The organism is Bradyrhizobium sp. HKCCYLS20291 (assembly GCF_051167715.1).
In the GTDB taxonomy this organism is placed as follows: Bacteria; Pseudomonadota; Alphaproteobacteria; order Rhizobiales; family Xanthobacteraceae; genus Bradyrhizobium.
This window is the reverse complement of the sequence record NZ_JBNPTO010000001.1, coordinates 210,023-232,463: the sequence shown is the minus strand read 5'-3', so window position 1 is coordinate 232,463 and position 22,441 is coordinate 210,023. Positions and strand designations below refer to the sequence as shown.

The following is a 22,441-nucleotide window of genomic DNA, read 5'->3' as shown; positions in this document are numbered from 1 at the left end:
CGTTCGTCCGCGCATCCCATAGGGACACGCTGCGGCTCCTTGCAGCCATCGCATCCTCGCCTCGCGTGTCGTGACGATCGCGCGCTACGCCCCTACCGAGTGAGGCGGGATGCGTGCAATAGAACACGTTTTCCGGAAAAGCGAAAGCGTTATTTTCTGGATAATCGAAATTGCGATCGAGGACGCTGCCGTCGCACGATCGCCGTCCTGGTCGGCGGCCGCTATGCGCCCTCGGGCCTGAGCGCCACCGATCGGCCGGGGAACCGCCGCGGAAGGAGTCCCGCCAGTTGCGGCGCGAATCCTCTCCACTCGCTCGTGTACCGTACCAATCCGGGCCCGGACTCGCCGAGCGGGCGGAGAGTCACCGCCACGACCGCCCTGATTCGTCATATTTGTTTGAAATTCAATATCTTAACCACTTATCCCCAGGCCGCTGTACAACCTCCTGGATTCCTAATAGAGTCTAAAAAGTTACTTTTCTGTACCCCGGTTACGGACTAGCTTTTAGGCATGGCGACGGAAAAAGCCGAGACTGACCGCATCCCCGTAACCCTGGCCCTGGCAACCATTGGCTATCTCGAAAAGCTCGTGAAACAGGGCACCCATGGCACCAGCGTTCCGGGTGTCTGCAGAACGTTGATCGAGGAAGGCATCCGGCTCGCCATCAAGGATGGGCTGCTGTCGATTCGCGACAACGGACGGGCGTAACAGGGACATCAGCGGAAAGTTTCGGACGACCGTCGGCCAGGACGATCCAGGACGGATCAAACTTGGAAGCGACACAATGCCCGCCGAACGACAGACCCAACCCACCTGGACCGAGGAACGGCTCCAGGCCCTGAAGCAGCACTTTGAGGCCGGGCTGACCTGCCGAGAGATCGCCGCCGAGCTCGGCGTCAGCCGCAATGCCGTGATCGGCAAGATCTCCCGCCTCGCGCTGACGCGCGACAATGGCGGCGACTCCAGGCGCGTGGTCCGCGCCGAGACTGCCCGCGACGGTTCACGCCGTCCCGTGCCAAAGCTGCGCCGCCGCATCCTGCGCGCGGTGACCAACGATCCGCCGCCGATCCTGATCGAGGAACCGCCGGCCGGTCCCGTCGAAAACGGCTGCTCGCTGTTCGAGCTCTCCAAGGAACGCTGCCGCTGGCCGATCTCGACGCCGGGAGCGGATGATTTCTGCTTCTGCGGCTCGAAGCCGATCGACGGCCTGCCGTATTGCCCGAGCCACACCCGGATGGCGTATCGCGTGGCATCGTCGCGGTAGGAGGAAGCGGCGAGGCGAAGATCCTGCGGGCCTATGCTCTCGACCTTCACGCTTTGCCCAGTCTCCGCGTTCTGCGGGGACGGCGCGGCGATCTCGTCTCCCCTCCCCCGGTCGCCAATCGCCCCAGCGATTGGCGACTGCGGGGAGGGGTCGGGGGTGGGGGCAGCGCGTACGGAACTCTGTGAAGCACGCCTTCGATCTTGCCTGGCGCGATCGCGACGAACAGCAAGAGTGTGCCGTGTGGTGCCCCACCCCCGCCCCCTCCCCGCTGCCGGCGATCGCTGACGCGATCGCGGCATGAGGAGGGGAGCGCACCGTCGCGGCGGTGAGAGATCCCGCCCAACTAACAACAGCCCCTACCCCAGCTTCCAGCCCGCCTCCTGCACGAAGCGCTGGAAGAACTCCGGTTCATACGCCTGCTCCGGTGATTGCCGCACGCGCATGTCCAGCATCTTGGCGTCCTCGCCGACGAGGATGCGCCATTGCTCGGCTTTCACGCCGTCGAGGATGATCTTCGCGGCCTGCGCGGCCGTCGTCGGCGCATCTTCGAGGAAGCTGCGGGCGCGCTCGCGGGCGGCAGCCTGGATGTCCTGGTCGCTCATGGCGGCGACGTCGATACCCATGCCCTTCATGCGCTGGCGCGCCTGGGCGATCTCGGTCTCGCTCAGTTCGTCCGAGGCGCCTCCGCTCTGCATCTTGCGCGAGTTCGACACGATCGAGGTGCCGATATGGCCGGGCATCACCACCGAGCACTTGATGTGCGGGGCGTTGAGGCGGAGGTCGTTGATCAGCGCTTCGGTAAAGCCCTTCACGGCGAATTTCGCGGCGCTGTAAGCGGTGTGCGACACGCCCATGCCGACCGAGGCCCAGAAGCCGTTGACGCTGGAGGTGTTGACGATGTGGGCTTCATCCGCCTTGAGCAGCATCGGCAGGAAGGTGCGGACGCCGAGATAGACGCCGCCCCAGCAGATGTTGAAGGTGCGCTCCCACTGCTCGCGGCTGTTGGTGAACAGGCTACCGCCGCCGCCGATGCCGGCATTGTTGAACAACAGATGGATCCTGTCGGTGGCCTGCTGCTCGACGAGCTCGTCGCGGAAGCGCTGCAGCTGGGCTTCGATCGAGACGTCGGCGACATGAGCGGTGACCCGCAGTCCCTGCGGCAGCTTCTCCGCCTCGCACAGCCGCTTGGTCTCGGCCATGGCCTCGGCCGAGACGTCGCACATCGCGACGTTGCAGCCCTCGGCGACGAGCTGACGGGCGAGCTCGCGGCCCATGCCCGTGCCGCCCCCGGTGATGACGGCGATCTTGCCGGCGAAATCCTTCATCGGACGCACTTCCTTCCCTGCTCTGCCGCGTGACGGCCGATGCCGCCGCGGCGACTTCCTCGTACTCTCGTACGTTCTCTTGCACGTTCTCTTGGCGGAACGCGCCGCGAGCTTAGGGCGTCTGGGGTCAATGACCAGAGCAGATGTCGGTGCGCCCCTTGCCCCCCTCGACGCGAAAACGTCAGCGCACTCGCACAACGCCGACGCACCATCGCGCCGGCTTCGCGAGATCGAGCGCGTTGCATACAATTGAAGTCGATTGCTCAATAATTGAGCTTATTTCTGACGGTCAAAGATTTCGCCCAACATATCGCCAACTGCAAATCGCAGTGATTTCCGTAACTTACCAAGGCTACGGAGCTCCGCGACCCTGGCACAAAGCTTGAAAGGTTCCTCCGCGAGGCTCCGCCGTGCCGGTGAAGCCGAGATGACAGGGCGCGGGCCAAGAGCTCGCCGAGGGAGCACAGCAATGGACTTTGGCAGGATTTCGCGACGGCATCTGTTGCAGGGTGGCGCGGCGCTGACGCTGGGCGCAGCCGCGGGCCTGCGGCCGGCCTTCGCCGCGGACACGACGATCGGCTTCATCTATGTCGGCTCGCGCGACGACTACGGCTACAACCAGGCGCATGCGCAAGGCGCGGCCGCGCTGAAGAAGCTGCCCGGGCTGAAGGTCATTGAAGAGGAGAAGGTGCCGGAGACCGACGCGGTCGAGAAGACGATCGAGTCGATGATCAATCTCGATGGCGCCACTCTGCTGTTCCCGACCTCGTTCGGCTACTACAATCCGCACATGATCAAGATGGCCAACAAGTACCCGAAGCTGCGCTTCGAGCACTGCGGCGGGCTCTGGAGCGACAAGGACCCGAAGAACGCCGGCTCCTATTTCGGCTACATCGACGAGGCCCAGTACATCGCCGGCATCGTCGCCGGCTATACGAGCAAGAGCAGCAAGCTCGGCTTCGTCGCCGCCAAGCCGATCCCGCAGGTCCTGCGCAACATCAACGCCTTCACGCTCGGCGCACGGCTCGCCAACCCCAAGGCGACCACGCAGGCGATCTTCACCGGCGACTGGTCGATGCCGGTCAAGGAAGCCGAGGCGACGAACAGCCTGATCGACCAGGGCGTGGACGTGCTGACCTGCCATGTCGACGGTCCGAAGACGATGGTCGAGAACGCGGCGCGCCGCGGCGCCTTCGTCACCGGCTATCATGTCAACCAGTCGCCGCTGGCGCCGAAAGCCTATCTGACCGGTGCCGAGTGGAACTGGGAGGCGTTGTATCCGAAGTTCGTCAAGATGCTCGCCGCCGGTGAGAGCATTCCGAACTTCTATCGCGGCGGTCTCAAGGAAGAAGTGGTCAAGATCTCCGCCTATGGCGAGGCGGTCTCCGAGCAGGCGCGCAAGCATGCCGACGAGATCAAGGCCAAATTCCTCGGCGACGGCTATACGATCTTCAAGGGGCCGATCAAGGATAACAAGGGCAACACCGTGATCACCGCGGGCACCGAGCGCGGCCAGAAGGATCCCGAGCTCGAGAAGATGGACTACCTGGTCGAGGGCGTGATCGGAGCGACGTCGTGACCACGGAGGCGGCCGATCCGGTTGATGCGGCCGCCATCGCGCCAGCCGCGGAGGCGGGCTTTCTGCAGCGTCATGGCGCGAGCATTGAGTACATTCTCATTCCGGGCGCGGCGCTGGTCGCCGCGCTCATCCTGTTCGGCATCTTCGTCGCGCTGTTCGGCAAGAACCCGCTCGACCTCTACTGGTACATGTATTACGGCGCATTCGGCACCTGGTTCTCCTGGCAGAACACGCTGAGCCGCGCCGCCCCCCTGATCCTCACCGCGCTGTGCACCGCCCTGCCCGCGCAATTGGGCATGGTGATCATCGGCGGCGAAGGCGCGCTCCTGATCGGCGCGCTGTCGGCCACGTCGGCCGCACTGGCGCTGCAGGGGATGCCGCCGCTCGTCGTGCAGACCGCGATGGTGATCGCCGGCATGACCGGCGGCGGATTGTGGATCCTGCTGTCGGGCGGCCTGCGGCAGTATCGCGGGGTCAACGAGACCATCTCCAGCCTGCTGCTGGTCTACATCGCGCTGGCGATCCTCAATCATCTCGTCGAGGGCGTGATGCGCGACCCGGCGAGCCTCAACAAGCCATCGACGCGCGAGATCGGCGCAGCCAACATGATCGGCACCATTCCCGGCACCGACGTGCATTGGGGCCTGGTGTTCGGGCTGATCCTGGCGATCGCGTCCTATGTGCTGATCTACCACACTACCTTCGGCTTCGCCGCGCGCGTCGCCGGCGGCAACATCCGCGCCGCCAAGATCGTCGGCCTGTCCGTCGGCAAGCTGATCCTGACGGTGTGCTTCCTTGCGGGAGCCTGTGCAGGGCTGGCCGGCATGGTCGAGGTCGCCGCGGTGCAGGGCCGCACCAACGCCAATCTCGCGGTCGGCTACGGCTTCACCGGCATTCTGGTCGCGTTCCTGGCGCGGCAGAATCCGCTGGCGATCATTCCGGTGGCGATCCTGCTCGGCGGCATCAATGCGTCCGGCGGCCTGTTGCAGCGCCGGCTCGGCCTGCCCGACGCCTCGGTGCAGGTGCTGCAGGGCATCATCTTCATCTCGGTGCTGGCGAGCGACGCGCTGTATGGGCGCATCGGCTTCCTCAAGGGAAAGTCGTGAGACATGGCTGACGGCAACATCGGACTCTGGACGGTGCCGCTCGCGGTGCTCGGCGGCGCCATCCGCGTCTCCACGCCGTTCCTGTTCGTCAGTCTCGGCGAATGCATCACCGAGCGCTCCGGCCGCATCAATCTCGGCCTCGAGGGCACGCTGGTGATGGGCGCGATGAGCGCCTATGGCATCTCCTATCTCTCGGGCTCGCCCTGGCTCGGCGTGCTCGCCGCCGGCCTGACCGGTGCGCTGCTCGGCGCCCTGCATGCCGGCATCTGCTCGCTGCCGCGCGTCAACGACGTCGCGGTGGGAATTTCGCTGATGCTGTTCGGCACCGGGCTGGCCTTCTTCCTCGGCAAGCCCTTGATCGAGCCGACCGCCGCGCGGCTGCCGGCGATCGATTTCGGCTGGTGGAGCGACGTGCCGCAGGTCCGCGCCGCGTTGCGCATCAACGTGCTGTTCCTGCTCGGCGTGGCGCTCGCGCCAATCCTGTTGTGGGCGTTCAAGACCACGCGCTGGGGCCTCCTGATCCGCACTGCCGGCGAGAGCGCCGACGCGGCGCGCGCGATGGGCCATTCGGTGCTGATGATCCGGCTGCGTGCCACCATGGCCGGCGGCTTCCTCGCCGGCATCGGCGGCTCGTTCCTGTCGCTGTTCTATCCCGGCAGCTGGAACGAGGGCCTGTCGTCGGGACAGGGCATCACCGCGGTGGCGCTCGTCATCTTCGCGCGCTGGGACCCGATGCTGTGCCTGTGGGCCTCGCTGGCCTTCGGCGGCGCCGCCGCGCTCGGGCCGGCGCTGCAATCCGTCGGCGTCACCTCCGGCTATCATCTGTTCAACGCCGCGCCCTACATCCTGACGCTGCTGATCATGATCATCACCTGCTCGCCGAAGCGCACCCTGAGCGGCGCGCCGGCCGAGCTGTCCATTACCCGCTGATTTTCCGGAGGGCCATCATGACCGCGCGCACCATCCGCTCCGAGCCCTATGCCTGGCCGTACAACGGCGATCTCAGGCCTGAGAACACCGCGCTGATCGTGATCGACATGCAGACCGATTTCTGCGGCGTCGGCGGCTATGTCGACAAGATGGGCTATGACCTCTCGCTCACCCGTGCGCCCATCGAGCCGATCAAGAAGCTGCTCACCGTGATGCGCGCGCAGGGCTTCCTGATCATCCACACCCGCGAAGGCCACCGCACCGATCTTTCCGACCTGCCCGCCAACAAGCGCTGGCGCTCGCAGCAGATCGGCGCCGGGATCGGCGATCCCGGCCCGTGCGGCCGCATCCTGGTGCGCGGCGAGCCGGGCTGGGAGATCATCCCGGAGCTCGCGCCCCTGCCCGGCGAGATCGTCATCGACAAGCCCGGCAAGGGCTCGTTCTGCGCCACCGACCTCGAGCTGATCCTGCGCCTCAAGGGCATCCAGAACATCGTGCTGACCGGCATCACCACCGACGTCTGCGTCCACACCACGATGCGCGAGGGCAACGACCGCGGCTTCGAGTGCGTGCTGCTGTCGGACTGCTGCGGCGCCACCGATCAAAGCAACCACGACCACGCGCTGAAGATGATCAAGATGCAGGGCGGCGTGTTCGGCGCAGTCGCGACCTCCTCCGCGCTGATCGAGGCGCTGTCGTGATCGGCGACGATCCGACACCAACGGCTGCGTTCGGCGTCGAGGCCATCGCCATGACGATGCGCTTCGGCGCGTTCACCGCGCTCGACAATGTCGAGTTGAAGGTGAAGCCCGGCTCGTTCCACGCGCTGCTGGGCGAAAACGGCGCCGGCAAGTCGACGCTCGTCAAATGCATCATGGGCTACTACCGCCCGACCGAGGGCGACGTGCTGATCGCCGAGCGCGAACGCGCCATCAGCAATCCCAGGGATGCCCACGCGCTCGGCCTCGGCATGGTCTACCAGCACTTCACGCTGGTGCCGGCGATGACGGTCGCGGAGAACCTGGTGCTGGCGCGCGACGACGTGCCGGCGGTGGTCAACTGGGCCAAGGAGAAGCAGGAGCTGGAGGCATTCCTGTCGCGCATGCCGTTCCGCGTGCCGCTCGACGCAAAGGTGTCCGACATCTCCGCCGGCGAGCGGCAGAAATGCGAGATCCTCAAGCAGCTGTATCTGAAGCGCCGCTTCCTGATCCTGGACGAGCCGACCTCGGTGCTGACGCCCGGCGAAGCCGACGAGGTGCTTGGCATGCTGCGCAAGATGGTCGAGGCCGGCGAACTGACCATCCTGATGATCACCCACAAATTCCGCGAGGTGATGGCGTTCGCCGATGAGGTCACCATCCTCCGCCGCGGCAAGCTCGCCGGCCGTGGTAAGGTCAATGAGCTGACGCCCGACGACATGGCGCGGATGATGATCGGCGCCGAGCAGCTCACGGTGCAGCCCTCCCGCACGGGCGAGGCTGGCAAGGTCAGGCTCGAAGTCGAGAAGCTTGTCGCGCGCGACGATGCCGGCGGCCTCGCCGTGCATGATCTTTCGCTCACCGTGCGCGCCGGCGAGATCGTCGGCATCGCCGGCGTCTCCGGCAACGGCCAGCGCCAGCTGGTCGAGGTGCTCGCCGGCCAGCGCGAGGCCGAAAGCGGCGCCGTCAGGGTCTCGGGCGCGCCCTATTCCGCGCGCCGCGAGGAGATGCGGCGGCACAAGATGTCGCTCTTGCCCGAGGAGCCGCTGAAGAACGCCTGCGTCGGTGCCATGAGCGTCGCCGACAACATCGCGCTGCGCGAGTTCGACCGCGCCCCGTTCGCCAGCGGCGGCTGGTGGCTCAACAAGTCGGCCTTCCGCAAGGACGCAACGACCAAGATCAACCGTTACAAGATCAAGACCCGCACGCCGGATACGCCGATCTCGGCGCTGTCGGGCGGCAACGTGCAGCGCGCCGTGCTGGCCCGCGAGCTCGGCCACGACGTCGAGGTCTTGATCGCCGCCAATCCCTGCTTCGGCCTCGACTTCGCAGCGGTCGCGCAGATCCACGCCGAGATCATGGCCGCCCGCAACCGCGGCGCCGCCGTGCTGTTGGTGAGCGAGGATCTCGACGAGCTGCTCGAGCTGTCCGACCGTCTCGTCGTGATGTTCCACGGCCAACTGGTCTACGAGACCGTCGCAGGCGAGGCCGACCTCACCGAGATCGGCCGGCACATGGCAGGACATTGAGGCGGAGGTTGCTGCGGCCATTCGATCGAACGGCAAGGGACTAATCGAAGACGAGCTTTGGTGTCTTGCCCGAAAGATCATGGATCAGTGTGGTCGAAAAAGAGTCGCTCTCGCAGATCGACGCGTAGCTCACGACATGCGGTCGCTCCGATAGCGCGAACGCGAACTCGATCCCGCCACAGACGTGCTCAACCGAGTTGACTTCCTTGGAGCGGATCGAAGCAAACAGATCGATCGGGGGCTCACCGACCAGCGCCGGCACAACATCGCAATACTCACAGTCGCGTGGCGGCCGACCCTTCACAGTCGCCGCATAGTCGGCGTTGGCGAGGAATGTCTGCGACAACAGGATTGTCGGCGACATCCGGTACAGGCGCGTGCCAAGCATTTGGATGTCGGGCGCCAGATTAAGCTTTGCCTTCTTGACGTATGCCCCGATGCGCCGGATGACAGCGTCGTCCTTGGTATCCTGGAGGGGGATGTCGCTGACCAACTCCGAGGGCGCGAATACGGCAATCATGAAGGCGTCCTTTGGCGACGCCGCGGGAAGCTCGATCTGCGTGAACGTCTTGTAGTTGTTTTCAAACTCCGTGTTTGGAAAGACGCGCTGTGGTGTGCCCGAGCTCTTCCAGCCCTTGGCCAGCAGCGTGACGGTGGTCGCTTTCGCAACCGTGCCCCACACGCACACCGACGACTTTCCTTTTCCAGGGCAGTTGAACACTTTCCCGAAAAGCGTGTTCTGGGCGGCAGCCGAACATGACCCCGCCAAAGTTAGAAGTGCGGCCGCGACCAGACACAGATGTGTGACGACGAGCGAGAGCGCGCTTCTGCAATTGTAAAACATCGCCCCCTCAACCTGCTCCGAGCCTACACAGGCAGGATTTGGACCGGCGCGTGCTTTCCCTGGCACACATCTACACGTCGGCGGGCCCTGCAGGAATAGCCCCTGCTCTGATCGTCTCATCCTGCGGCTTACAGGGCACAGCTCGACAAGCCGCCCTGCCGGAGCCGCCCCTCCGAACATGGCGGGACATTGCACCGCACCCGCGGGGACGAGCACCGCTACGATAGAGGCGTCCTTCGGCGGCGCCTTTCGGGCAAGCTGAAGCCACGTGAAGCTCTCGCCGGCCCTCCACAGCTTCGGCCGACATTGCAGTGCAAGATCGAAAGATATCATCTGGAGGTTGAACCTTGCGTTGGCGCCTCCGACCTAATCTTGGGGAGGCAGGCTCGAGGAGGTTCGCATGGCGTACCAACAGGGGCACTGGCAGGAGAAGCACTGGCACACGCCGATCCCAGATCCGGTCATGCAGGACGACGGTGCCTATCTGACCGGCTGGACGATCAGCGGAATCGCGGTCATCGGCACCATCGTCGCGGTCTGGCTGCTCGGGATCTGATTGCCCGGGCCGCGGCGACCGACGCAACGAGGCCCCGTGCCCGGTGGGCACGAGGCCTCGCAAGATGGTTCGCGCGCCGCTCGCTGTCAGCGGCCGGTACCGGTGCCGCCGCTCGATGGCGTCAGGGTCGAGCCGCTCGGCGACGGATTGATCAGGCTGTTGCCAGACGGGTTGAGAGTGCTGTTCGCGCCGGCCGCAGCGCCGCCGGCATTGTAGTTCGGGCTGCCGGCCCCGAGACCGGTGGTGGTGCCTGGCGTGGTCGTGCTGCCGGTCGCCGAGCCCGGCGTCGTCGTACTGCCGGCCCCGGCCGAGCCGCCCGCGGTCGCGCCGCTGCCTGTGCTCTGGGCCATCGCCACGCTGCCGGTCAACGCCATCGCCGTCGCCAGTCCAATCGTCATGAGCTTCATGAAGTCTCCTCCTGTGACATCCCCGAAGGCTTGATCCAGAGGATCGAAGCCTCACGTCAAACCGTTGAGCGGGTTGACGTTCCGGGAACCGTCCTGAGCCGGACGCGGAGCAGGTGCCGGCGTGGCGCTCGTCTTGCCGGTGACGTCCGATACAGCGTTTCCCAGACGAGGACGACCTGGGCGCCCGCGATCGACGCGGTCTGCCAAGCGCGCAACCGCGTCGACTACTTCAACGCGTTCGGGACAAATCCACCACTTTGAGCTAACCTGCCCAGGTCGGTCCTTGAGCGATCGTCAGTTGCGATCTCTCGCCGATTTTTCTGTTCTTTTTTCATTCTTTTTCATCAACGGATCGATCTCATGAAAGCGTATTTCATCGGCGGCGGCATCGGCTCTCTCTCAGGCGCAGCATTCATGATCCGCGACGGCGGCGTGGCCGGGCGCGACATCACCATCTACGAGAAGCGTCTGCCCTATGGCGGCAGCCTCGACGGCGCCAGACTTGCGGACGGCTCCTACTCGATGCGCGGCGGCCGCATGCTGACGACCGAACAATACGAGTGCACCTGGGACCTGCTGTCGACCATTCCCAGCGCGTCGCAGCCGGCCGAGGACATCCTCAGCGAGACCAAGGCGTTCAACGAGCTGCATGTGACGCACGCGCAGGCCCGGCTGGTCGACATCAACCGGCACAAGGTCGACGTCTCCACCATGGGCTTCTCGATGCAGGACCGCATCGAGATGACCAGGCTCACCGAAGCCTCGGAGGAAAAGCTCGGCAATGCGCTGATCTCCGACTGGCTGTCGCCGCCGTTCTTCACCACGAACTTCTGGTACATGTGGCAGACGACGTTCGCGTTTCAGCCGTGGCACAGCGCGGTCGAGTTCAGGCGCTATCTGCGGCGCTTCATGAACGAATTCCCGATGATGGATACGCTCGGCGGCGTCAAGCGCACCGTCTACAATCAGAACGACTCGATCGTGAAGCCGCTGCTGCGCTGGCTGGAGGGCCAAGGCGTCAACTTCGTCGGCGGCACCGATGTCACCGACATCGCGCTGGCAACGGAGAACGGCCGGCATCGCGCCACCCGTCTGGTGCTGACGCAGAACGGCGCGCCCAGCACGATCGAGCTCGCCCGCGACGACCTCGTGTTCTACACCGCCGGCTCGATGACCGACGCCACCAGCCTCGGCAGCCATGACAGCCCGCCGAAGCAGCTCACCAAGGAGGACAGCCACGGCTGGACCTTGTGGGAGAAGCTCGCCGCCGGCCGGCCCGAATTCGGCAACCCGGCGATCTTCAACGCGAACATCCCGGAATCCAGCTTCGAGTCCTTCACCGTGACCTGCCGCAACGCGCGCTTCTTCGACGCGATGCAGGCGTTCAGCGGCAACGTCGCCGGCACCGGCGGCCTCGTCACGTTCAAGGATTCGAACTGGCGGATGTCGATCGTGCTGTACACGCAACCGTATTTTCCGGACCAGCCCGCCAACATCAAGATCTTCTGGGGCTATGGGCTGTATCCCGACCGCGTCGGCAATTTCGTCGGAAAGCCGATGGCCGAATGCAGCGGCGCGGAGATCCTGAAAGAACTGTGCGGGCATCTGCGCTTCCCGCTTTCGGTGTTCGAGGACGCGACCTGCGTGCCGTGCTGGATGCCCTACATCATGAGCATGTTCATGCCGCGCAGCTATGGCGACCGGCCGCTGCCGGTGCCGCTGACCTCGCAAAACCTCGCCTTCATCGGACAGTTCGTCGAGCTGCCGGAGGACGCGGTGTTCACCATCGAATATTCGGTGCGCGCGGCGATGCACGCGGTCTATCAACTGCTCAAGATCGACCGCGCCATTCCGCCGGTCACGCCCTATGACAAATCGCTGAAGGTTTTGCTGCAGTCGGCGATCAAATCGTTCGCCTAGACCAACGCAAATCGCATCTCGGCAATGACATCCGCTCCACATCGCTGTTTTTGTCAGAATGGCGGCAGAGCCTCGCGCGCGAGATCGTGATCACGCGCCACAAGCTCGTTTGACCTGGATCAGTTCCAGGCAGGAACCCCGCGGCTAATCCCGGATCGCAATGAACGATCCGGGTAAAGCATCATGAAGTCCTATTTCATCGGCAGCGGCGTCGGCGCACTCGCCGGCGCGGCATTCCTGATCCGCGACGGCGGCGTCGCGGGAGGAGACATCACCATCTTCGAGAAGCATCTGCCGTTCGGCGGCAGTCTCGACGGCGCACGGCTGCCCGACGGCTCCTACTCGCTACGCGGCGGGCGCATGCTGACCACCGATCACTATGAATGCACCTGGGACCTGCTCTCGAGCATTCCCGGCGGGGCAGATCCCAGCCGCAGCGTGCGCGACGAGACGCTGGCCTTCAACAAGGCGCATGTCGCGCATTCGCAGGCGCGCCTCGTCGACCGCAACCGGCACAAGGTCGACGTCTCGACCATGGGCTTCTCCGTTCAGGACCGGCTCGAGCTCGGCCGGCTGACCGAAGCCCCCGAAGAGAAGCTCGGCAACTCCCGCATCACCGACTGGCTATCGCCGCCGTTCTTCACCACGAACTTCTGGTTCATGTGGCAGACGACGTTCGCGTTTCAGCCCTGGCACAGCGCGGTCGAGTTCAAGCGCTATCTGCATCGCTTCATGAACGAGTTTCCGCGCATCGAGACGCTGGCCGGCGTCAAGCGCACGGTGTTCAATCAGTACGACGCGATCGTGGTGCCGCTCGTCACATGGCTCGAAGGCCATGGCGTGAACTTCGCCGGCGGCGTCGATGTCACCGATATCGAGATCGCGAGCGAAGGCGGCAAGCATGTCGTCAAGCGCTTGCTGCTGGATCGCAGCGGAAAGCCGGAGAAGATTGCGCTTTCGAGCGACGATCTCGTGTTCCTGCAGAACGGCTCGATGACCGATGCGACCAGCCTGGGCACGCAGGATGCGCCGCCGCCGCGGCTCACCAAGCAGGACAGCCAGGGCTGGGCTCTGTGGGAGAAGATCGCGAACGGCCGTCCCGAGTTCGGCAATCCCGCCGCCTTCAACTCATCGATTCCGGAATCCTGCTGGGAGTCCTTCACCGTCACCTGCCGGAACGCGCGCTTCTTCGACGCGATGCAGGCGTTCAGCGGCAATGCCGCCGGTACCGGCGGGCTCGTCACCTTCACCGAGTCGAACTGGCTGATGTCGGTCGTGCTGTATCACCAGCCGCACTTCACCGATCAGCCGGACAACGTGCAGGTGTTCTGGGGCTACGCGCTGCACCCTGACCGCATCGGCAATTTCGTGCCCAAGGCGATGGCCGATTGCGGTGGCGCCGAGATCCTGAAGGAGCTGTGCGGGCATCTCAACTTCGACCTGTCGGTGTTCGACGACGCGACCTGCGTGCCGTGCCGCCTGCCCTACATCACCAGCATGTTCATGCCGCGCAACCGAACGGACCGGCCGTTGCCGGTGCCGGCGAATTCGAAGAACCTCGCCTTCGTCAGCCAGTTCGTCGAGATCCCCGACGACGTCGTATTCACGGTGGAATACTCGGTGCGCGCGGCGCAAATGGCGGTGTATCAGCTGCTCGGTATCACCAGGGCGATCCCGCCGATCACGCGCCACGACAAATCGTTCCGCGTGCTGATCGAGACAGTGGAGAAGGCCTTCGCCTGACTTGGGCAGCGCCGACACGCATTTGCCAAAACGAGTACGCCCGGATCGATGATCCGGGCGCACTCGTTTGTCGCTATGTAGCTTGACGTGAATTTATCAGTAGCCCAACAATGCGAGACCGACCCAGCTGACGGCAAACAGCGACACCACGGATGTTGCAGCGGCAAAAACAGACAATGAGACCTTCAAAGTCTTGAGGACCATACGCGCCTCCTTCAACGATAAAAGCTGCCTTCGGGACAACCCCGAGACCGATCCAAAATTCCTAAAAAGCGACTCGTCCCCGAGCCGAATATCAGGTTGGTCCGCGCATCCGCGCGCAGGTTCAATGCAAGGGTGTGGCTCCCTTGTTTTGGATCACAGCATCAACGTTCAGGCGTGAATGCGGTTCCGGCGGGGAACTGGAACCACTCTAAGTGCACGTCAACATTCGTAGGAACCGCAACTACACTCCACCGCCGGTTGCGGCGACTATTTCAACGGCAGGAACAGATCGGCGGCCGTCTCGTGCTCCGGTACCTCGGGAAAGAAGCTGAGCCGCTGGCAGTAGATCGGGAAGTCGCGCGCCTCCTCGCCGCTGGCAGGGAGCCAGTCGCGATACAGATGCAGCGCGGCTGGCTCCAGATTGTGGGTGTGGCCGACCACACGCAGCACCGCGCAGCGCCCGCCGGGAATTTCGCCGGCCGTGACCTGCTCACCATTCGTCTCGATCGGCCCGTTAGTGCCGACGCAGAGGTCCACGCTGTAGTCGGCGGGCGATGCCGGACGGCGTTCGGAGCGCCAGACGTTGAACGTCGGGCTCGTGCTGGGGTGCAGGCCGGCGACCTTGCGCCAACAGATGAAGCGCTGGATCGTGGCGCCGAGCGTCGCGGGGTCGCCGCGATGCGCGATGATGGCCACGCGTGTGGTCGGCACGTCGCGTATCGTCACGTCGTCAGGGGTGAAGGTGGTCTGCATCAGCTTGCTCCTCGCATCGTCGAGTGGCCCGAAGGCCGCAAGCCACGGCTCCCAGTCGGGAGATTTCCGGAACGATGACGGCGACTGCTTGAACCTCTGCCGAAAGGCGCGGGCGAAAGCATCCGGCGCATCGTAGCCGGCCTCCATTGCGACATCGGTGATGCTCTGCGCATCGCTGGACGCCAGCAGGTATGACGCCCGCTTCATGCGGGCGAGCTGGACGTAGCGATGCACCGACAGACCGAAGGTCGCGGTGAACTGGCGGTGGAAATGATACTTCGAATAGGCGGCGATGCTGCTCAGCGCGTCCAGATCCAGATCATCGTCGAGATGCCGGTCGATGTGATCGAGCACCCGTTGCATCCGGGCATGGTAGGTCTGCAGCGCCGCCTTCATCGTTCTCTGCTCCGTGGCGGCCCCAGCTAAGCGGACTCAGCTCGGAGACGCTCGACCGATCTTGCGGCTTTGTCGGGACGGGCAGAACTTGCTGATCGGTCTCTGTGCCCGGCCTATGGATCGACCGCGGTCGCAATCCAGAACGCGGCGGGCATCGTGACGCCGGGCCCCTTGGCGTAGCGCGCGAGCACCTTCTTCACCGCCGCGGTCGCGGCCTCGACCTGCTCCGGCGGCTGCCCGGCCAGTGCGCGGCCGGCAGGGCCGATCGCGAGCGCCGTCTGCACCGCGCCATCGACGCCGGCGCCGCCGCCGAGGTCGAGACTCACCTCGCAACGCTCCAGCCGGACGCGTCGCAGCCCCGCCTCCGTCATCACCTTGTCGACCCATTCGCTCGCACCGAACGCGAAATCGTCCGGCGCGTGCGGCGCCAGCCCCGGCAGCTTCGGCACGTGGTCATAGGCCGCCTGCAACGGCTCGAGCGCCCACGGGTTGTCGCGCAACTCGCCCCAGCAGGCGAAGACGACGCGGCCCTCGGAGCGCAGCGCGTTGCGGATGTTGAGCACGGCACGCACCGGGTTGGCGAAGTACATCACGCCGAGCCTGGAGATGACGACATCGGCGCTCGCAGCCTTGAAGTGATGCACCATCGCGTCGCCCTGCACGAAGCTGACGGGAGCATCCGATGGCGCGAGCGCATGGGCCGCGGTCAGCATGGCCGCGGAGACATCGAGGCCCAGCACGCTGCCGCCGGCGCCGACCTTCTCGGCGGCGGCAATCACCGTCGCACCGCAGCCGCAGCCGACGTCGAGCACGCGCTCGCCCGGCGCGATCGCCGCCCGCGCGAGCAGCGCCTCCTGCACCGGCGCCAGCATCGCATCGAGCTCCGCCCGCCGCGCCACCCAGCGCTCGCCGCCCGCGCCGTTCCAGAAGGCGATCTGCTCGGCATTCTCGAAGTGGCCAAAGGAGGTGTCGGTGACGGCGGCGTCCATCAGGGAACTCGGCAGGATGGCAGAAATGAAAACGAGCTCCGGGCGACTGGACGACCGGCAGCTCGATGGGGAGTTTAGGAGGTGGCTCGCGGGTTGGAAAGACGTCGCCGCAGAACGCCGCCGCGCCGCTCATGGCGGCCTGCGGTCTCTCGTTCCGTCAAGCGCCGCCGTTGCCGCTCTCGCCGTCGATGTCGCGCAGTTGCAGTAAATGTCGAACCCGCCGAAATCTCGAAGAACATTGACGACCTAAAAAAAGTAGCGTATACGCTACACATGCCCGCCATTAAGAGAACCGACGGGTTTTCCGGTTGGATCAAGCGTTTGCGGGATGCCCGAGCAAAAGTGAAGATCCTTGCCCGGATTGATCGCCTTGCCCTTGGCAACCCAGGCGATGTCGCACCGGTCGGCGAAGGCGTCAGTGAAATGCGGATACACTATGGCCCGGGTTATCGGGTCTATTTCGTTCAACGGGGCGAAGAAGTCGTAGTTCTGCTCTGTGGCGGCGACAAAGCGTCGCAAAATGCAGACATCGCGGAGGCCAAGAAATTGGCAGCCAATCTGGAGGACTGAGCGATGACCAAAATCAAACCGTACGACGCGGCCGAGTATCTCGATAGCCCCGAGACGATTGCCGCCTATATCACCGAAGCTCTGGAATCCGGCGATCCCTCTCTCGTCGCGATGGCGATCGGTACCGTCGCTCGCGCAAAGGGTATGGGCGAAGTCGCGGAGAAGGCCGGCCTGTCGCGCGAAAATCTGTATCGGTCGCTCGGTGGCGAAGCAAAGCCGGAATTCGGTACGATCCTGAAGGTGCTTCAAGCCATGGAAATCAGCCTGATCGCTCAGCCGACTCAAAACCAAGCCGCGTGAGCACTGAAAACAGCGCAAATACGCAACTGAACGGCTGAACTAGATTTGTGGTATGGGCATCGCCGTTTTCCCGAGAGCAACAGTACGAGCACCCTTGGCAAGAGATTGATACAGGCCGCAAAGGAAGGCCGTGCGATCGCCCGTGGCGAAGCAGCCCCTGCGACTTACGAAACGTTTGTCCCTGCAGAGATCGATGTAAGGCGATAGGCGCTCGGTGCGGATTGACTCAGGAGGAGTTCTGCCTCCGCTACGCTCTCAGCTTGGCCAGCCTCCGCGATTGGGAACAGCGGCGATACTCCCCAGATCCCACAGCCCGCGCATATCGATTCTCGACCGGGCGCCTGAGGCGGTTGAGCAGGCCCTCACGCAAAAGCCGGAGGCGGCCTAATTGCCCGCCGCGATATTTCTGCAACGTGAGAAAATGGTCGGAGCGGCGGGATTCGAACCCACGACCCCTAGTCCCCCAGACTAGTGCGCTAACCGGGCTGCGCCACGCTCCGATGGCCGTTCCTCTAGCCGTGATCCGGGCGCGATGCAAGGCACGGCGGCCGGGTTTCATGGGGGGATGCTGACCGGGAGGTCTTCAAGGTCCCCTCGCCGCCCGCCTCCACATGCCGTCCCGCCTCAGACCTCCTTCATCGCCCGGTCCAGCAGAGCGCGGCAGTCGAGCAGCGCCTTGAGCACGCCTTCGAGCCGTTCGCGCTCTTCCGGCCTGATGCCGGCGCGCTGCGGCGGGCCGACGCGGAAGGTGTCGAGAATGTCGTCCTCGGTCTCGACGAAGCGGAAATCGATGCCCTCCTCGTCGGAGGCCTCCTCCTCCTCGTCCTCCGATTCGACCTCGGCCTCCTCGACCGGCTCCTCCTCCATGAGGGCCGCGCCGAGCGTCTCCTCCAGCGCGCCGAACGAGACCGCGGCGGAGCTGTCGGCGAGCCCCTGCACCGACTTGACGCCGTGCTCCTTGAGGATCCGCTGCACACCCTTGATGGTGTAGCCTTCGCCGTACAGCAGGCGGCGGATGCCCTTGAGCAGGTCGACGTCGTCGGGCCGGTAGTAGCGGCGACCGCCGCTGCGCTTCATCGGCTTGATCTGGGCGAACCGGGTCTCCCAGAACCGCAGCACGTGCTGCGGAATGTCGAGCTCCTGAGCGACCTCGCTGATGGTCCGAAACGCGTCCGGCGCCTTGTCCAAATGCCCGATCCCCGTGCTGGCGAGTTGAGGAGACTACGCTGAACGCGTCGAATGCAACACGACCGTCCTGATCAGGCGGTCAAGCTCAGCGGCCGCTGTCGGCCGCGCCACCCTATTCGGGTTCGGCGCTGAGCTCGTGGGTGGCCTCGCCGTTCATCTTGCCGACGCTCTGGCCGTTGATGCGCTGCTTGAGGATGGCCGACGGCTTGAACACCATCACCCGGCGCGGCGAGATCGGCACTTCGGTGCCGGTCTTCGGATTGCGTCCGATCCGCTGACCCTTCTTGCGCACCATGAAGGAGCCGAACGAGGACAGCTTCACCGTCTCGCCCCGCTCGAGGCAATCGGTGATCTCCTTCAATACGAGCTCGACGAAGGCGGACGACTCCGTCCGCGATAGGCCAACCTTCTGGTAGACCGCTTCGCAGAGATCAACGCGTGTGACTGTCTTGCCGGTTCCCGTCATCGCCTGCCCCAACTCACGGCGAATAATTCGCTTCGGAAATTAAGAGGTTAAGGGGCGGTGGTCAACAGGAGCGTGAAGCCGGAACCGACCGATTCGCCGCTTTTCGTCCCACCGCCACCCGCCCAGCATACCGTCTACCAGCGGACCAGCGCCGATCCCCAGGTGAATCCGCCGCCCATCGCCTCGAGCAGCACCACATCGCCCTTCTTGATGCGGCCGTCCTTGACTGCGACGTCGAGTGCCAGCGGGATCGATGCCGCGGAGGTATTCCCGTGCCGATCGACCGTCAGCACCACCTTTTCCGGCGCGATGTGCAGCTTGTGCGCCGAGGCGTCGATGATTCGCTTGTTGGCCTGGTGCGGCACGAACCAGTCGATGCTCTCGGCCGACTGGCCGGTCGCCTCGAAGGCGTCCACGATCACGTCGGTGATCATGCCGACCGCGTGCTTGAACACCTCGCGGCCCTCCATGCGGAGATGGCCGACGGTCTGCGTCGACGACGGACCGCCATCGACATAGAGCTTGGCCTTGTGGCGGCCGTCGGAGCGCAGATGCGTGGTCAGCACGCCGCGGTCGGCCGCGCTGCCGCCCTGCTCCTGGGCATCCAGCACCAGCGCGCCGGCGCCGTCGCCGAACAGCACGCAGGTGGTGCGGTCGTTCCAGTCGAGGATGCGCGAGAAGGTCTCGGCGCCGATCACCAGCGCCCGCTTGAACGAGCCGCTGCGCAGGAAATTGTCGGCCGTCGCCAGCGCAAAGACGAAGCCGGAGCACACCGCCTGCAGATCGAACGCCGCGCCGTGATGGATGCCGAGGCCGTTCTGCACGGCGACGGCGGTCGCCGGAAAGGTGTTGTCCGGCGTCGAGGTGCCCAGCACGATCAGGTCGATCGACTGCGGATCGACATCGGCGGCAGCCAGCGCCGCGCGGGCGGCATTGATCGCGAGATGGGAGGTGAACTCGCCGTCGGCTGCGACATGGCGCTCACGGATGCCGGTGCGCTGGACGATCCATTCGTCCGAGGTCTCGATGCGGCTTGCGAGTTCGGCATTGGTCACGACCCGCTGCGGAAGATAGGAGCCACAGCCGAGCACGACCGAACGAATTGTCACGAGACAGCCTCCTGGGCGACCGGTTCGGACGCCGATGCGCCGCCGTCGCGATTGAGTGTTTGAATGATCTTGGTCAGGAGATCGGTGCGGGCCATCTCATAGCCAACCCTGACAGCCGAGGCAAAGCCCTCGGCATCGGTTCCGCCATGGCTCTTGACCACGAGGCCCTTGAGCCCGAGCACCACGCTGCCGTTGGATTTGCGCGGGTCGAGCCGGGCTCGCAGCGCGGCGAAGGCGCCGTGCGCGAACAGATAGCCGATCCGCGCCAGCCAACTCGCCTGGATGGCGCCGCGCAGAAAGTCCGTCACCTGGCGGACCGTGCCCTCGGCCGTCTTCAACGCAATGTTGCCGCTGAAGCCTTCGGTCACGACCACGTCGGCGGCGCCCTTGCCGATGCCGTCGCCCTCGACGAAGCCGATATAGTCGAGCTGCGGCAGATTCATCGCCCGCAGCTGCTCGGCCGCCTCGCGGATCTCCTCGTGGCCCTTCATCTCCTCGACGCCGATGTTGAGCAGGCCGACGGTCGGCCGCGGCTTGTTGAACAGCACGCTGGCCAGCGCGCCGCCCATCACCGACAGCGCCACGAGATGATTGGCATCGCCGCCGATGGTGGCGCCGAGATCGAGCACGACCGACTCGCCGCGCGCGGTCGGCCAGATCGCCGCCAGCGCCGGCCGGTCGATGCCGTCGAGCGTGCGCAGGCAGAACCGCGCCATCGCCACCAGCGCCCCAGTGTTGCCGGCGGACACCGCGACGTCAGCGTCACCCTTTTTCACCGCCTCCAGCGCGAGCCACATCGATGAGGTCTTGCGCCCGCGCCGCAACGCCTGGCTCGGCTTGTCCTCCATGCTGACCGCAACGTCGGTATGGACGACGCGCGACACGGCCTTCAGGCGCGGATGCTGGTCGAGCTCGGGAGTGATCTTGGCGCTGTCGCCGAACAGCAGGAATTCCACGTCGGGATGGCGGCCGAGCGCGATCGCGGCACCGGGAATCACGACCGCCGCGCCGAAATCTCCGCCCATGGCGTCCAGCGCGATTCGAACCTTTTGAGGCATGACGTCCCGGAAACCTGATCTCTTGCTGGCCGCATCTGGCTCGGCCGTGTTTTGGCGGTCTTGTCTTGGCGGTCTTGGCTTGGCGGTCGTTCAGGGCTCTGCGCCGCCCCCTGGACGGACCAGAGGCCGTCCGAGCCCTTTCGTCGCACCCCCGACCGGGCGCGACAATAGCGTCTCTCCGTGTCGAAACAACCTCCTGGCCCGATCCCTTTTTGCGACCGCGGTTGTCGGGAGTTTCTCGGAGAAGCGGATATTATCGTTTCGAAACAGCCCCTTGTCGTGATTTCACGAGTTTTCCCGCCAGCATCCGCCCGTATCCCGCTGGCAGCAGGCCGCTCTCAATCGTCCTCCGGTATCTTGGGCTGGCCCGCGCGGGGCGGCTCGTCTGCCCCGGGTTTGAGCGCCTTGAGCGCTGCGAAGGGATGATCCTGCGGGTCGGCGGCCGCGGCCGGCTGCTCGAACACTACGCCCGGCTTGCGCGGATAGGGATCGATCGCCAGGAACAGCGCATCGGCCGCGAGGCGGCCGAGGTCGATCTGGCCGCCCATGATCGGCTCCGGCGGATCGGCGGTGTCGACCTCGCTGTTCGGGTCGTCCTCGACGAAGTCGGCCAGCTCGGGAATCTGGTCCGGCGGCGCAAACATCTGGTCGATCGGCTCGTCGATCTCGGTCTCGATCGGATCCAGCGTGACCACGCAGGTCTGGCCGACGCGGGCCCGCACCCGGCCGCCGACATGGACCTTGCCGTCGCGCTTCTGGACCACGTCGAACGACGCATGCGCCGAGATCACCTCGCGCAGCTCGGCAATCGTGGCGAGCGCGGCGCGTGTCGCCGCATCGGCCTCGATCTCGCGATGCAGCCCGGCGTCGGGAATTTGCGCGACGATCACCGGCGGCGCCCGCCAGGGATCCCGGGACGGGTCTCGCGCCGTCTCGCGTGAAGCGTCTTTGTCTCTGCTGCTCATCTCGCTGTGTCCTGCTCAATCGGCTGCGGAAAGCTCCAGGCCGCGCCGAGCAGCCTCGCGTCATCCATGGCCGCCAGCTGTGCTGCGACCCGTCCCGCATAGCCGGCGAGTCGTGCCGCGCTGTCCGGATGCTCTCCGTTCAAGATATTTTTCTGCAAGGCCGCCGCCAGCTGGGCCTCGCTGTCCGACCACGCCAGATCATAGGCCGCGGTGCGGCCATAGAACGCCTCGCCGAACTTCTGCATCCGCTTGGGTACCGTCAGGTCGCCCACCCCCATCTCGCGCAGATTGTCGTCCATGTCGTCGCAGAACCGGTCGAACAGGGCCTGCGACAGGTTCGCACCCACCCCGCGCAGCCGGCGCAGCACCAGCCAGAGATGCAGAATCAGCAGATCGAACCGCCCCTCGACCGTGTCAGGGACATTTAAGTGCCTATAAAACAACGGTTCTCGGGTTTGTGCCACGATCGTGCCATAGATCGGCTCGATGGTCCCGCGCGGGGACGGTCGCGACTTGCTGAAACGGTTGAATGGCCAGAGCAT

The 22,441-nt window shown here is 65.1% G+C and carries 23 protein-coding genes and 1 tRNA gene; 12 read left to right on the top strand and 12 right to left on the bottom strand.

The window, feature by feature from the left end; all coding sequences use genetic code 11:
• Window positions 1–510: 510 nt before the first annotated feature.
• Window positions 511–708, top strand: a complete 198-nt coding sequence (locus ACQR07_RS01045) for a hypothetical protein (RefSeq protein WP_006614936.1) — start codon at window positions 511–513, stop codon at window positions 706–708.
• A gap of 76 nt (window positions 709–784) precedes the next feature.
• Window positions 785–1,264 carry a GcrA family cell cycle regulator gene (locus tag ACQR07_RS01040; protein WP_434900534.1) on the top strand — a complete coding sequence of 160 codons (480 nt, stop codon included), beginning with the start codon at window positions 785–787 and terminating at the stop codon, window positions 1,262–1,264.
• A 356-nt stretch (window positions 1,265–1,620) separates the two neighbouring features.
• Here the strand turns inward: ACQR07_RS01040 and ACQR07_RS01035 are convergent, their stop codons facing one another.
• Window positions 1,621–2,589, bottom strand: a complete 969-nt coding sequence (locus tag ACQR07_RS01035) for an SDR family NAD(P)-dependent oxidoreductase (RefSeq protein WP_434900533.1) — start codon at window positions 2,587–2,589, stop codon at window positions 1,621–1,623.
• Between the two features lie 469 nt (window positions 2,590–3,058).
• Here ACQR07_RS01035 and ACQR07_RS01030 point away from each other — a divergent pair, with 469 nt between their 5' ends.
• From ACQR07_RS01030 to ACQR07_RS01010, 5 genes are read left to right on the top strand one after another with little or no spacing between them, the layout of a single operon-like run.
• Complete coding sequence (locus ACQR07_RS01030; protein ID WP_434900532.1) at window positions 3,059–4,168, top strand: BMP family ABC transporter substrate-binding protein; 1,110 nt, start codon at window positions 3,059–3,061, stop codon at window positions 4,166–4,168.
• Complete coding sequence (locus ACQR07_RS01025; protein ID WP_434900531.1) at window positions 4,165–5,274, top strand: ABC transporter permease; 1,110 nt, start codon at window positions 4,165–4,167, stop codon at window positions 5,272–5,274. The genes ACQR07_RS01030 and ACQR07_RS01025 overlap by 4 nt, the downstream gene beginning before the upstream one ends.
• A 3-nt stretch (window positions 5,275–5,277) precedes the next feature.
• Window positions 5,278–6,204, top strand: a complete 927-nt coding sequence (locus ACQR07_RS01020) for an ABC transporter permease (RefSeq protein ID WP_434900530.1) — start codon at window positions 5,278–5,280, stop codon at window positions 6,202–6,204.
• 17 nt (window positions 6,205–6,221) lie between these two features.
• Window positions 6,222–6,905 (top strand): biuret amidohydrolase, encoded by a 684-nt coding sequence (gene biuH, locus ACQR07_RS01015; RefSeq protein ID WP_434900529.1) that lies wholly within the window; start codon window positions 6,222–6,224, stop codon window positions 6,903–6,905.
• Between the two features lie 50 nt (window positions 6,906–6,955).
• The gene (locus ACQR07_RS01010) at window positions 6,956–8,431 is read left to right on the top strand and encodes an ABC transporter ATP-binding protein (protein WP_434901035.1); all 1,476 of its coding nucleotides are present in this window, start codon (window positions 6,956–6,958) and stop codon (window positions 8,429–8,431) included.
• Between the two features lie 40 nt (window positions 8,432–8,471).
• Here the strand turns inward: ACQR07_RS01010 and ACQR07_RS01005 are convergent, their stop codons facing one another.
• Complete coding sequence (locus ACQR07_RS01005; protein WP_434900528.1) at window positions 8,472–9,275, bottom strand: hypothetical protein; 804 nt, start codon at window positions 9,273–9,275, stop codon at window positions 8,472–8,474.
• A 400-nt stretch (window positions 9,276–9,675) separates the two neighbouring features.
• Between ACQR07_RS01005 and ACQR07_RS01000 the strand changes: the two genes are divergently transcribed.
• Window positions 9,676–9,831: a hypothetical protein gene (locus ACQR07_RS01000; RefSeq protein WP_434900527.1), complete on the top strand. Its 156-nt coding sequence runs from the start codon at window positions 9,676–9,678 to the stop codon at window positions 9,829–9,831.
• Window positions 9,832–9,917: 86 nt separating this feature from the next.
• On the opposite strand, the gene ACQR07_RS00995 is transcribed toward ACQR07_RS01000, so the two are convergent.
• Window positions 9,918–10,238 carry a hypothetical protein gene (locus ACQR07_RS00995; protein WP_434900526.1) on the bottom strand — a complete coding sequence of 107 codons (321 nt, stop codon included), beginning with the start codon at window positions 10,236–10,238 and terminating at the stop codon, window positions 9,918–9,920.
• Between the two features lie 351 nt (window positions 10,239–10,589).
• On the opposite strand from ACQR07_RS00995, the gene ACQR07_RS00990 reads away from it, so the two are divergent.
• Together ACQR07_RS00990 and ACQR07_RS00985 are read left to right on the top strand one after the other, a co-directional pair.
• Complete coding sequence (locus ACQR07_RS00990; protein ID WP_434901034.1) at window positions 10,590–12,158, top strand: oleate hydratase; 1,569 nt, start codon at window positions 10,590–10,592, stop codon at window positions 12,156–12,158.
• 183 nt (window positions 12,159–12,341) lie between these two features.
• Window positions 12,342–13,901 carry an oleate hydratase gene (locus tag ACQR07_RS00985; protein WP_434900525.1) on the top strand — a complete coding sequence of 520 codons (1,560 nt, stop codon included), beginning with the start codon at window positions 12,342–12,344 and terminating at the stop codon, window positions 13,899–13,901.
• 471 nt (window positions 13,902–14,372) lie between these two features.
• Here ACQR07_RS00985 and ACQR07_RS00980 read toward each other — a convergent pair whose 3' ends face one another.
• Entirely contained in the window at window positions 14,373–15,254 is an 882-nt protein-coding gene (locus ACQR07_RS00980) for an AraC family transcriptional regulator (protein WP_434900524.1), read from the bottom strand.
• A gap of 113 nt (window positions 15,255–15,367) precedes the next feature.
• Window positions 15,368–16,243, bottom strand: coding sequence for a class I SAM-dependent methyltransferase (locus tag ACQR07_RS00975; RefSeq protein ID WP_434900523.1), 876 nt, complete (start codon window positions 16,241–16,243; stop codon window positions 15,368–15,370).
• Window positions 16,244–16,516: 273 nt separating this feature from the next.
• On the opposite strand from ACQR07_RS00975, the gene ACQR07_RS00970 reads away from it, so the two are divergent.
• Together ACQR07_RS00970 and ACQR07_RS00965 are read left to right on the top strand one after the other, a co-directional pair.
• A complete protein-coding gene (locus ACQR07_RS00970) occupies window positions 16,517–16,813 on the top strand; it encodes a type II toxin-antitoxin system RelE/ParE family toxin (protein WP_434900522.1) in 297 nt (98 codons plus the stop codon).
• A 3-nt stretch (window positions 16,814–16,816) separates the two neighbouring features.
• Window positions 16,817–17,113, top strand: a complete 297-nt coding sequence (locus ACQR07_RS00965; RefSeq protein ID WP_434900521.1) for an addiction module antidote protein — start codon at window positions 16,817–16,819, stop codon at window positions 17,111–17,113.
• 422 nt (window positions 17,114–17,535) lie between these two features.
• Here the strand turns inward: ACQR07_RS00965 and ACQR07_RS00960 are convergent.
• The 7 genes from ACQR07_RS00960 to ACQR07_RS00930 form a co-directional block, all read right to left on the bottom strand.
• Window positions 17,536–17,613: transfer RNA gene (locus ACQR07_RS00960), tRNA-Pro, on the bottom strand.
• Window positions 17,614–17,737: 124 nt separating this feature from the next.
• Window positions 17,738–18,301, bottom strand: coding sequence for a MerR family transcriptional regulator (locus ACQR07_RS00955; RefSeq protein ID WP_434866850.1), 564 nt, complete (start codon window positions 18,299–18,301; stop codon window positions 17,738–17,740).
• A gap of 112 nt (window positions 18,302–18,413) precedes the next feature.
• On the bottom strand, window positions 18,414–18,767 hold the full coding sequence (locus tag ACQR07_RS00950; protein WP_434900520.1) for an integration host factor subunit alpha: 354 nt from the start codon (window positions 18,765–18,767) through the stop codon (window positions 18,414–18,416).
• A gap of 134 nt (window positions 18,768–18,901) precedes the next feature.
• On the bottom strand, window positions 18,902–19,876 hold the full coding sequence (locus tag ACQR07_RS00945) for a beta-ketoacyl-ACP synthase III (protein WP_434900519.1): 975 nt from the start codon (window positions 19,874–19,876) through the stop codon (window positions 18,902–18,904).
• Complete coding sequence (gene plsX / locus ACQR07_RS00940) at window positions 19,873–20,934, bottom strand: phosphate acyltransferase PlsX (RefSeq protein WP_434900518.1); 1,062 nt, start codon at window positions 20,932–20,934, stop codon at window positions 19,873–19,875. The genes ACQR07_RS00945 and plsX overlap by 4 nt, the downstream gene beginning before the upstream one ends.
• 338 nt (window positions 20,935–21,272) lie before the next feature.
• The gene (locus tag ACQR07_RS00935) at window positions 21,273–21,899 is read right to left on the bottom strand and encodes a YceD family protein (protein WP_434900517.1); all 627 of its coding nucleotides are present in this window, start codon (window positions 21,897–21,899) and stop codon (window positions 21,273–21,275) included.
• On the bottom strand, window positions 21,896–22,441 hold the full coding sequence (locus ACQR07_RS00930) for a ubiquinol-cytochrome C chaperone family protein (protein ID WP_434900516.1): 546 nt from the start codon (window positions 22,439–22,441) through the stop codon (window positions 21,896–21,898). Before ACQR07_RS00930 ends, ACQR07_RS00935 begins: the two co-directional genes overlap by 4 nt.